Origin of the sequence: Citrobacter sp. ANG330, assembly GCF_047467925.1 — a bacterium.
GTDB lineage: Bacteria > Pseudomonadota > Gammaproteobacteria > Enterobacterales > Enterobacteriaceae > Citrobacter_A > Citrobacter_A amalonaticus_G.
The window spans coordinates 314,903-327,025 of the sequence record NZ_JASJUI010000005.1; the positions used below are offsets into that span (position 1 = coordinate 314,903).

At 46.7% G+C, this 12,123-nt stretch carries 9 protein-coding genes; 6 read left to right on the plus strand and 3 right to left on the minus strand.

Annotation, left to right across the window (positions count from 1 at the left end; translation table 11 throughout):
- Positions 1–2: 2 nt before the first annotated feature.
- The 3 genes from tssE to tssB are packed head-to-tail and all read right to left on the minus strand — an operon-like array spanning position 3 to position 2,438.
- On the minus strand, positions 3–425 hold the full coding sequence (tssE, locus tag QNN88_RS14195; protein WP_414240783.1) for a type VI secretion system baseplate subunit TssE: 423 nt from the start codon (positions 423–425) through the stop codon (positions 3–5).
- A gap of 2 nt (positions 426–427) precedes the next feature.
- Entirely contained in the window at positions 428–1,912 is a 1,485-nt protein-coding gene (tssC, locus tag QNN88_RS14200; protein ID WP_414240784.1) for a type VI secretion system contractile sheath large subunit, read from the minus strand.
- A gap of 19 nt (positions 1,913–1,931) precedes the next feature.
- On the minus strand, positions 1,932–2,438 hold the full coding sequence (tssB, locus tag QNN88_RS14205; RefSeq protein WP_414240785.1) for a type VI secretion system contractile sheath small subunit: 507 nt from the start codon (positions 2,436–2,438) through the stop codon (positions 1,932–1,934).
- Between the two features lie 668 nt (positions 2,439–3,106).
- Here tssB and QNN88_RS14210 point away from each other — a divergent pair.
- The 6 genes from QNN88_RS14210 to QNN88_RS14235 form a co-directional block, all read left to right on the plus strand.
- On the plus strand, positions 3,107–3,625 hold the full coding sequence (locus QNN88_RS14210; protein WP_090049032.1) for an Hcp family type VI secretion system effector: 519 nt from the start codon (positions 3,107–3,109) through the stop codon (positions 3,623–3,625).
- Between the two features lie 355 nt (positions 3,626–3,980).
- Entirely contained in the window at positions 3,981–4,943 is a 963-nt protein-coding gene (locus QNN88_RS14215) for a hypothetical protein (protein ID WP_414240786.1), read from the plus strand.
- Between the two features lie 9 nt (positions 4,944–4,952).
- Positions 4,953–5,534, plus strand: coding sequence for a hypothetical protein (locus tag QNN88_RS14220; RefSeq protein WP_414240787.1), 582 nt, complete (start codon positions 4,953–4,955; stop codon positions 5,532–5,534).
- A gap of 720 nt (positions 5,535–6,254) precedes the next feature.
- Positions 6,255–8,243 (plus strand): type VI secretion system tip protein TssI/VgrG, encoded by a 1,989-nt coding sequence (gene tssI, locus QNN88_RS14225; RefSeq protein WP_414240788.1) that lies wholly within the window; start codon positions 6,255–6,257, stop codon positions 8,241–8,243.
- A 15-nt stretch (positions 8,244–8,258) separates the two neighbouring features.
- Complete coding sequence (locus tag QNN88_RS14230) at positions 8,259–9,317, plus strand: DUF2169 domain-containing protein (RefSeq protein WP_414240789.1); 1,059 nt, start codon at positions 8,259–8,261, stop codon at positions 9,315–9,317.
- A partial coding sequence (locus QNN88_RS14235; RefSeq protein WP_414240790.1) for a DUF6531 domain-containing protein occupies positions 9,307–12,123 on the plus strand: 2,817 nt, incomplete at its 3' end. The genes QNN88_RS14230 and QNN88_RS14235, both read left to right, overlap by 11 nt.

Consider the following 12,123-nt stretch of genomic DNA (forward strand, 5'->3'; position numbering starts at 1 on the left):
GTTTACTCCACGCACCAGTGCTGGTGGTTATCCAGCAGAATGTCAAACTCCAGTACATCCCGCCCGTCACTGAAATTTATATATGCCACGATGTGAAAACGCAGTTCCAGCGGCACGTGGATATCCTCTACGGAGGTTTTCACCAGTACATCCGAAATACGGGGTTCATAATGCAGAATGCAATTTTTTATCGCCTGAACCATCCATTCCCGGATGTTCTGGCGATCAGGGGACTCATCATTAAAATCCGCAATCCCAAGATCCGGTGAGCCATAACAGCTATCAGAACGGGTGTTAAGAATATTGCGCAGGTTATCGCGTACAGAATGCAACAGCGCCGCCTTTGGACGCTGGCGTGAGGACGTTTTTGCCGCCTCTCCAATGCGCTCAAACAGGCTACTCCCAGACTCCCGTTCCGTAATCATGATCACTCCCTGTCCAGACGTCCGACCAAAGACAATTCAAACGATGCCCCCATATACTTGAAATGAGGACGGACGCTCAGGGCAACCTGATACCAGCCAGGCTCGCCTTCCACATCAGAGACTTCAATCTTCGCCTGACGCAACGGCTTACGACTGCGCACTTCAGAAGGTGGGTTTTCCTGGTCGGCAACATACTGGCGGATCCAGGTATTCAGTTCACGCTCCAGATCGCCCCTTTCTTTCCATGAGCCAAGCTGTTCGCGTTGCAGCACTTTGATGTAATGTGCCAGTCTGTTAATGATAAAAAGGTAAGGAAGCTGCGTACCCAGTTTGTAATTGGTTTCGGCCTCTTTTCCCTCTGGCGTATTGGGGAAAACTTTCGGTTTTTGCACCGAATTGGCAGAAAAGAATGCTGCATTATCAGAACCTTTACGCATTGTCAGAGTGATAAATCCCTGCTCTGCCAACTCATATTCTCGCCTGTCGGTAATGAGAATTTCTGTCGGAACTTTGGCCTGTAGCTGGCCCATTGCCTCATATAAATGCACAGGCAGGTCTTTTACCGCGCCGCCGCTTTGCGGACCGACAATATTTGGACACCAGCGGGTTGACATGAAACTTTCAGCCATATTGGCTGCCAGAAGAAATGCCGTGTTTCCCCACAAATAATGCTCGTGGTTTTTGCTGACATCTTCATGATAGTTAAAACTTTTCACCGGGTTTTCATCCGGTGCATAAGGATGACGCAGCAGGAAGCGTGGTGCCGTAAGCCCCAGATTGCGGGCATCTTCTGACTCACGCAGCGAACGCCATTTTGTGTAAGCGGGACCTTCAAAAATGGCGGCAACGTCTTTAATGCCGGGGAGTTCGGTAAACGAATCCAACCCAAAAAACTCCGGAGAAACTGAAGACAGGAATGGACTGTGAGCCATCGCGCTGACCGCGCTGATATATTTCAACAGCTTCATATCTGCGGCGGTGTTATCGAAAGCGTAATTACCAATTACGGCGGCGATGGGTTCTCCACCAAACTGTCCGAAACCGCTGGAATAAACGTGCCGATAGAATCCTGACTGAGTGATTTCAGGGGCAAATTCAAAATCATCCAGCAGCTCTTCTTTAGTGGCGTGCATGATATGAACTTTTATGTTTTCACGCGGATCGGCATGGTCAACCAACAGCTTCAGTGAACGCAGGAATGACTCCAGCTCCTGAAACTCCGGAGCATGGAGAATCAGATCCATCTGGCATCCCATACGCGCATCAATATCGGCAATCATGCCGTTAACAGCGAGAATATCGACAGATTCCGCTTCATCATCCCCTTGCAACAGCGCAGTGATAAAAGCAGTTACCCCCTGACGGGCAATATCGTAGCTTTCTGATTCCGGTTTGAATCGGGTCTGCGCCATGATTTCATCCAGGAGACCAGGCGCGGCAACCGGCGCAGTGGAAGCCGATACTTCCGGTAATGTAATGTCTGACATACTGTAATCCTTGTACAAGTTATTTCCGACCTACGATGCCCAGTTCCGCAATCAGTTGCTCACGGCTCGTTTCATCATCAAGCAATGCTTTTAGCTGCGCACGGAAAGCTGGGAGGTTTCCCATTGGTCCCCTAAGCGCCACCAGTGCTTCACGCAGCTCCAGCATTTTGCGCATCTCCGGCACCTGAGCGGCAATGTTGTCCGGTGAGAGATCGGCCAGTGATTTCACCTTCAGGTTGATATTCATGCTTGCGTCAGGCGTTTCACTAAGAGCAGAAGGAACCGAGAAATCACGCCCAATACCCGCCTGCTCAAGTACGGCGTTAAAAGTGTTACGATTGATAGCAACCGGTTGACGCTCATCAAGGGGAGTTTCGTCAGCGCCTCCCGTCAGGTTGCCCGTGACCAGCAAATTAAGTGGCAGTTCCACTTCGGCGGTCTGATTTCCTGTTTTTGGCTGAAATTTGATATTTACACGTTCTTTAGGCGCAACACTGCCGCCACCGTCATTTTTTCTGCTGCTCATAATAATAGTCCATCAAGTTATCGTTCGTGCCATGAACTCAGCATGTTCCGTACCGCAAGAAAAATATACTGACAATGCCGTTCCGGTGGCGGTAAAAATAGATCAAATGACTCTGGTTATTTTTATTCTACGCTCAGAAAAAAATTTGAAAAGCACTTTTTCTTCGAACAAAAGAGAGGTATTCTGCAGAAAATCAGTGGATGTAAAACCGAATACAAAAACAATAAAAATCAAATAAAACATGCAATTACAAACAACAAAAGCAACAAACACATAAGGCTGATATATAATAAATGGCTATGTTTTACCGCGAAAATATTCAACCCAAAGTTAATTAAAGGATTGCTGATGGATGATTGAAGGAGCGCTAATTAAGATAAACTCAAAAACAGAACTTAACAGGCAATGAATATAATATATATTCATGATTCATTTATTACGCATGCATTGCAAATCGCAAAATCATATAACTCATACAAAACACATATTTAATTTGCATGGATGGAATTTAAGAGATCTTTTTTTGGTTCTTGCTATTCATACACAGAAAAACTGATTACAGACAAATTCAGCGATCCCGGTAATAGGACGTATTGCTATCCACCTGTCAGGGATTAATGACAGGCCATCGTAAGTAGTAGTTGAACAAAACCACAAGGAGTTTACAAATGCCTACACCCTGTTACATTTCAATGACAGGCCAGACCCAGGGAAACATCACCGCAGGCGCATTTACTGCCCCTTCCGTCGGTAATATTTTCGTTCAGGGTCACGAAGACGAAATGCTGGTTCAGGAATTCAGTCATAACGTTACCGTGCCGACAGACCCACAGTCAGGCCAGCCTTCCGGCCAGCGCGCCCATAAACCGTTCATTTTTACCGTCGCGCTGAACAAAGCCGTTCCATTGCTCTATAACGCGCTGGCTTCAGGAGAAATGCTGCCTACCACCGAATTGCACTGGTGGCGTACCTCTGTTGAGGGTAAGCAGGAGCACTTCTTCACTACCCGCCTGACCGATTCCACTATCGTGGATATTGACTGCCACATGCCACACTGCCAGGACGGTGAAAAGCGCGAATTCACCCAACTGGTGAAAGTCTCCCTGGCCTACCGCAAAATCGAGTGGGAACACGTCAAGTCAGGCACTTCTGGTGCTGATGACTGGCGCGCACCGCTGGAAGCATAAGTTAAGTCAACAGCATCTGACCCATACGGGTCGGGTGCTGTTTTTGTATTACGCCGCAGACAGAAAGTTGTCAGTAAGGAGTTGCGTTTCTACGGGAGATGGCTGACGCCGGAAACTTCGGCGGTAGCGTGCCTGATTGCAAGCGTAACGCTGTACTACAGCTGCACTTGTAGAAGAAATGACTGTTCTGAAAAAGGCCTCGCAAAAATCTCAGATAACATCTTCTAAATAAATATTCTCTCCTTCCTTAAGTAGATTAACTTCGACGTTGTTACATAATCATAAAGTATGTTTTGAAACTGATAATCAAGGCGCTGAATTAATTAAGGGGAATTATTTAATACAGGAATCTCATATGCCTGACTTTCTTCATCAAGAGAATGAGCATCTACCGAATTATGAATGGTCTCGAATCTTAGGGCAGACAACTGCTGATTATGATTTCAAAGCGTTAGGAGATGCTCTTGATTGCCTTCGCGATTTTTATGGTGCAGGTATCATTTATTATGATGGTTATCACTCATATCTTGTTCGACCATCACGCCGCGTTTCAACTTCTGGTCAAAGCGAAGTGACTCATGTCATTGTCACGCGGCTAGTTGGGATATATCCAGAATCGATTTCTAAAAACGTTAAGGCCGCAGTAGCAGATCCCTCACTTAAAACCGAAATTACTTCAACCTTTTTATCATGCGGTGCGTTGATATTAACGGGTATAGCAACAGTTACTGCAACTGTTGCAGCCCCGATTACAGGTGGAGCCAGCACACCTTTGATAGTCCTTGCCGCAGCAGGGACGGCCGCAACCGCAATACAATGTGCAAATGGGCTCTGGCGCATATATGATATAGAGGAGAACGATGGAAAAAGTGTTTCCTGGGTAGAAACTCAAGGCTGGTACACCGCCACTTCTACAGCACTTGATCTGGTATCACTGGCTTCGGCAGGTGGAGCGCTGAAAGAGGCACTTATGACCTATAGAGTGATGAAATCCGCCTCATCAATGAAGGTGATCGAATGGTTAAAAAACTATTCCAGGCCTGAGCGAGTTCGTCTCACCGAAGGGATTATAAAATACTTAAACCCTGGTATTTCAAATAAAGCATTGAAAGCAATGATTCAAGCCAGGAAGTATCCGCGACGATACCCAACGGCGGCCATTCATAAAAAACTGCAGGAACAACTGATCAACACTATCACCAGTGCAATGGCTGTTGCCGGGAGTGAAGTGAGTGGTGTTATCCATTCACCTGAAAGCATTAGCCAGTCCGGAGAGTATGTTATCGGATTAATGCAATCCATATCAGTGATTAACTAAATGAATATAATGAACTTACTGCTTGGTGAAAATTTCATCTCGCTCTACACATCAGGTAAAATCGCCGACAGACTTATTAAAAAAGGTAGTCCGTACTTATTACAACAATCTTTCCCAGAATTGAAGAATTCTTACACAAGCCCACTTTTTATGCAAGAAATCCCAAACCTACTCTCTACTGGAGTGCTCAGTGTACTATTTCTTATCATATATGTTTTTGGCGCAGGTGGAATTCTGACCAACTTTAATCTTACTCCTCCAGTTTATGTTTCGCTTTTTTTTGGCCCAGTAATTATCATTTCCGTAGTGATGGCATCAATGTTCTGGGCTATTGGTCGAGGGTATTTATGGGCATTGACCGTGATATTATATCTTTATCTTCTGGGGGTAGGTATTTCCCTTATTTCACTCCTCATAACGTTTGCCTGTTTATCCGAAAGCAAGCATATATTTAATAATATTAAGTACATTCCGATACAAATCATCACCCTATATATAATCAGAAACATTATAAATGGTGAATCATTTTCAACAGCCATTTTATACTTTCGTGAAAGACGCATAGCCTTTGAATCCAGAAAAACAAGATAGAAATAGGGCGAAAATGATAACTAAAGCAAATCCAGTCAGAATATTAACTGGTTGCCAACTGTGTGACACAATAGAATATCGCAAAAAAATAGGCCTTGTGACCAGTGGGAATAAATGTGATGTTACGAGAGCTAACATCCTGACTTCAGAAAACTGCATAAACAAGGTCCATCATCAAGTAAACCGCCCGAATGCACTTACAATAACCTACATAAGCGTATTATTATTTATTGCCTCTTGTATCACCTCGATAATGACCATAGGTATGTTCCAACCCAATAACACAGCTCTTCTTTATTTTTTCATCCTCTCAACACTTTTCATCATTGTGTATCTATTGCCAGCCCATAAATTTATAATTGCCGGAGATGTCAGAGGTGTCATTATCTATCGAAATATATTACTGATAAGTTTTATACTACTTGGAGTTGTCAGTATTGTGGCTGATCTACATGGGCGAGACATGTATCATTTGCTCATTACATGGATAATCATTTTTTCCTGTAGGCACCTGATGAATTCTTCATCATTTTTGAACTACGTTACATATTATTGGAGAATCAATGATATGAAAAAACCTGTTTAATTGTATAGCCACCGAAAAAAACAATAAGCTTGCCTTGCATATTTAGAGAATAGACATTCATTATCAATATCACATGTTATATAAGTCACCAACTCACAATATTAACATATTTATATAGCCGAGAGATTATTCACATGTCATTAAAAGGACTTAGATTCACATTAAATGTTGACGGGATCGAGGAAACGGCACTGGCAGTACTCGACTTCAATTTATATGAGCAACACTCAGCCCCTTTTACACTTGAATTAAACATTGCCAGCAACCAATTTAATCTCATCGCTACCCATTTCCTGGAAAAAAATGCCACACTTACGATCTGGCAGGGAGTAATTCCTTTACGCTATATTAGTGGCATTATCACTTCAGTAGTATTAGGTAAAAATAACGACTGGCAAATGTTCTACCGTTTAGTCGTGGTTCCACCGTTATGGCGTTGCACTTTGCGAAAAAATTTCCGCATATTTCAGCAACAGGATATCCAAAGTATTTCAGCTACTTTACTCAATGATAATGGAGTGACTGACTGGTCCAGTCAGTTTTATGAATCACACGCATCACGAGAATTTTGTGTTCAGTATGGTGAAAGCGACCTTGAATTTCTGACTCGCCTGTGGTGTGAAGAGGGTATATTTTTCTTTCATAGATTTAGACCAATAGCATCTGAGCAAACATTAGTATTATGTGACAGCGATACAGGTTTAGTATCCATTAGTACATTCCCATTTAATCCCAACATAAACTCAGCGATTACTGCTGAATGTATTAATTCCATTGAGTATAAAGCACAAATATGCCATTCCTCCATCGAAACAAAGGATTATACATTTAAAAATCCTGGTTGGTCAGGTTCTTTCGGTAGTCAAAGTTCAACTCTGAATGGTCAATTTAAGCAATATGAAATTTATGATTACCCCGGTCGTTTCAAAGATGAACAGCATGGTCAGGATTTCGCCCGATATCAAATGGAGGGATGGCGGCACGATGCCGAAATTGCCACCTGTACCAGCAACTCCCCCAATTTGTGGCCAGGCACGAAATTTACTCTCACTGGCCACCCATCAGCTTTGTTAAATAAGGAATGGCAAGTAATAAACAGCGTATTACAAGGAGAGCAGCCACAAGCATTGCATGGTAGCCAAGGGGTGGGCACGACTATGACAAACGAGTTTGATGCTATCCCTGCCGACCGTACCTGGCGTTCACGCCCTTTACCCAAACCCAGAGTGGATGGTCCGCAAAGCGCTATTGTTACCGGCCCGGCAGGAGAAGAAATTTTCTGCGACGAACATGGGCGGGTACGAGTGAAGTTCCATTGGGACCGGTATAATCAGAAGGATGAGAACAGCTCCTGCTGGGTACGTGTGTCTCAGGCATGGGCCGGAACCGGATTCGGTAATCTGGCAATACCACGTATAAACCAGGAAGTTATTGTCGATTTTCTTAACGGCGACCCGGACCAACCCATCATCATGGGGCGAACCTATCACCAGGATAACCGCTCCCCTGGCGGCCTACCCGGCACAAAAACCCAGATGACCATTCGCTCAAAAACCTATAAAGGAAATGGTTTTAACGAACTGCGTTTTGAAGATGCCACCGCAAAAGAACAAATCTACATGCATGCCCAGAAGGACATGATAACTGAGGTGCTGCATGACAAGACCACAACCGTTGATCACGACCATAACGAGACGGTGAAGAATAACCAGACGGTCACGGTCGTTGTTGGTCAGACCGTTAAGGTGGGCAGCAAAAAAGAAGGTGGACACGATCAGAAAACCACGGTGTCAAACGATCAGGAGACGACAGTGCTGAATGATCAAAAACTGCATGTCGTCCATGACCGCCATAAAAATGTCGACAACGACCAGACCACCACTATTACAGGATTTGACACCGAAACCGTGGTGAAAGATCAGAAAGTCAACGTTAAGCAAAGCTATACGCTCGATGTAAGCAAAGAAACCAAGATTATTTCAGGTGAACTTATCGAACTGACCTGTGGTGCCAGTTCCATCAAATTAGAGAAAAGCGGGACGATAACTATCACCGGAAAGCAGTTTGATTTTAAAGCCAGCGGCCCGGTCAATATTAAAGGCAAGAAGATCGATCTTAACTGACACAAGGAATGTGGAATGATACAGGTTGAGAATCACACGCTATTTCCCGTTATGGCGTTTGAAAAGCATGGGCGTCTTGGTTACATCTTTGATGTTATTGCATTCAGAATGACATTTCGCCTGAAAAACGGTTATTACGCCGATCTGGCTGATGAGCAGGCAGCGCTGATCACGGCAGATGAATATTACGGAGAACCGGAAACAAGCAGCCTGAAGTCTGAAACCGATTTGGTTGTCTATAAGCGAAATACAGACATTCACGTGATCGGTAGCGCCAGCGCACTAGGTGGCTCAGGGACGCAATGGATGGCAGGTATTCGTGTTGGGGATTTTTCAAAGCGTCTCATGCTGTCCGGCCCACGATGCTGGCACTATGATAATCATCGCTGGCGGCTGGGACAGGCGGAAAGCATTGACTCTGTCCCTTTACGCTATGAACTGGCCTACGGCGGTGTCTGGTCTACAGGCGACGGACCGGAGGATAAGCAAACCTTTTCCGCGAATCCGTCAGGATGTGGTTACTATCCAAATATCCAGCATCTTGATATCACACGAGAATACCGCGCCCCCCAACTGACACGATTTTCTCAAGATGATGAGAATAATAGTCATAATATTGACACAATCTGTACCCCGCAGGGGACAGGACCTATGTCACGCTGGTGGCAGAACCGCCTTCAGTATGCCGGAACCTATGATGATCACTGGCGTGAAAACTGCCGCCCTTTTTTTCCTAATGATTTCAGTGAGCTTTTTTACAACAGCGCCCACCCTGAGCTGATATACCCAGCTCATTTATCAGGTAATGAACCTATTGTACTGGAAGGGCTCCTGCCAGAATCCAGCCGGGTGGTGACAGGGTTGCCTGGTTACCAGCCGGTTTGTGTTCTGACAGATATCAATAATCACCTCCATACCCGACTTCCTGTCGCAGACACCTTAACAATAAATCTGGATGAACGTTTGATCTACCTTACCTGGAGGTTAACGGTGCCTGTTGCGCTGCAAATGCAGGAAGCGGTGCTGGGTTGTCTTGTCCCCCCCCAGACGAAAGGAGCTTGTCATGGCAGATAAACATATTGCAGATGGTGAAAGTGCATTCCTGGCTGTAAATAGCTCACCGGATGCCTGCCAGGTGGGTGATGTTGTTGTACCTTTCGATAGCTTCCAGCTTCTGAGTAACAAAAAGCAGTACAGCGAAACGGTGTGGGCGCGGGGTTTTTCGGTTCTGAATGTAGGCTCCGTGATTGCCGGTACACAGAGTAATGCCGGGAAGGGAGTGATCTCAGGGACATCACTCGGCAGTGGTGATTGTACGGTGCTCAGCGGCAGCCCGACTGTATCCGTGGAGGGGAAGGCTGTAGCCCTGCATGGCTCAATGGTCGGAATGAACAATATGAACTGCCAGGGGAAGCTGCTGACAAAGCAGGCACCGCCTAATATGGCAGTTAAGGATAATGCCCTGCCCTGTAATAATCCGCCGGTTTCTTCGCCGCGCCTTGAGGAACTGATGAAATCCCGCCAGGAGGTCAGCAATAGTCTGTTGGAATCACTGCGGGAATCTCTTGATTTTAGCAAGGGAATAAATTCAGCAGATGAATGGGCGAAAGAGCAAATAGATAAATTACGTCCAGTCCCTCTGGAGAGTGGCTCCGGGCAAATGATTTATGACATGGAAACAGGCGCAGAAATACCAGTAGAGGTTTATAACGCTCAGAACGAAATAAATGCGGGGGTCGTGCGGGGGGGACTGGGTTTTGGCCGTAGTATGGTGTCCGGTATAGCCTCTCTGGGAAACATGCTGGACCAGCATTTTCTGGAAGATCCCCGGGTAAAGCCGCTGGATATGAATATCTTGATGGAAAATATCCGTCTTGGAAATGTCTGTCTTGAGGGTATTGAGAAACAGATCAGTGATACCTGGGGCGGTATTAAAGATAAGACCAGTAAAGCATGGGATGACTTTCAGAACGCTTCTGCCGGGGACAAAGCGGAGATGGTGACACGAGCACTTGCTGAGATAGCAACATTGCTGTTGCCAGTGTCGAAGGTTGGGCTAGCGAGTAAACCTGGTGCGGCGGCTGATGTCATCGACACAGCCAGAACGGCAGAATTCGTGAAAGCTGCTGATGCCGCAAATGATGCAAAGACAGCCTTAGGGGCTGCGAATGATCTCGAGAAAACCGCAGATGCCAGCAAAACTGCATCATCCCTGAATAAAGCCGACGATGCACTCAGTGAAGCAAAAAATGATGGCTCATACGTTGAAAAAAACGGAACCCCCATAGAAAACAATCAATCCAGCAGTGCTGACAGCACTCTTTGTTCCCAACCTGGAGATCCGGTAGACGCCGGGAGCGGTGATTTTCTCCAGCAGCACAGCGTACTCTCTCTGCCTGGCTCCCTGCCCCTGACGCTGACTCGCTTTTATCGCTCGCAGGCAAAAAAAACTGGGCTTCTGGGGCCAAAATGGACCGATGAATGGTCCTGCATGCTGACGGTGCATGGCAATGAAATGCATTTTACCAACCATGAAGGTGTGGACTTATATTACCGCATCCCGCAGAACGGTATTTTTCGCAATACAGTAAACACCCGTCAGGCGTATTACCGGTTGTCGGGGGATATACGTGATGAACTGACCATTTTCGATCGCCGTTCACAACACTCGCAGGTTTTTTCTTTAACAGATAACGGTACTTACCAGTTATCAGCAATCCATGATCGTTATGGCAACCGGGCTGATTTTCTCCGCACGGATGGCCTGTTGACTGGCATCCATCACAGCGATGGCTACACGCTCTCTCTTGACTGGCAGCAGCGACAGTTGATGAGTATTGACCTGGTGACGCCACAGCGTCAACGCCTCGTCACCTGTCACTACGATAAAAACGGGTATCTGGCAGAATGCGATTCCTTCCAGTTTGCACATTTATGGCATGAATATACTGCTGAAGGGTGGATGACCCGCTGGCGGGACACCGATAAAACCTGCGTGGATATCGTCTATGACACGCAGGGGCGTGCGGTTAGTACCCTGTCAACAGAAGGCTACTTTGATGACCGGTTTATTTATAACGATGAAGAGAAATGTACCACCTATCTGGATGGCGAAGGTGGCGAAACCCGTTACTGGTACAACGAAGACGGTCTGGTCACGCTCAGTATTGATCCGCTGGGCAGAGCGGAAAAGACCCTCTGGGAGAACACCCGCCTTCTCTCCCGCACCGATGCGCTGGGACGCACCACGGAATATGACTACAACAGCGAAGGTGAAATAAGCCGAGTATCCCTGCCGGGCGGCTACAGTCTGTCTTATGACTATAACGAGTCAGGGCAGTTAACCCGGCTGACCACACCCGGCGACCAGCTGTGGCAGTGGGATTACGACGAACATGGCAGCATGGTCTGCCTGACCGACCCGCAGGGGCGCAAGCAGCAGTTCAGCTACAGCGAACAGGGTGATTTGCTGGCGCGGATTATGCCGGGCGGGGCCACCTGGTGCTGGAGCCACGATGCACTGCACCAGGTCAGGGAAACTGTTGCGCCGGATGGCGGCGTGACGCAGACCGGACAGGATTTTCTCGGTCGTCTGTTAAACGTCAAAGACCCGCTGGGATTCACCACACAGTTCCGTCACAGTAAAAATCACGCCGGACCGCGGGGCAGCGTGGAGGAAATCAGCCGCCCGGACGGTGTCCGCGAGCTGATGCGCCAGAACAGCGAAAAGCTGCCGGAAAGTTTTACCGATGGTGAAGGGAAAACCACCCGTTACGAATACGGTGCCTTTGACCTGCTGAGCGCCGTCATCCGCCCGGATGGCCAGCGGCTGGAATGCCGTTACGACAAACTTACCCGCCTGACCGAAATCATTAACGCG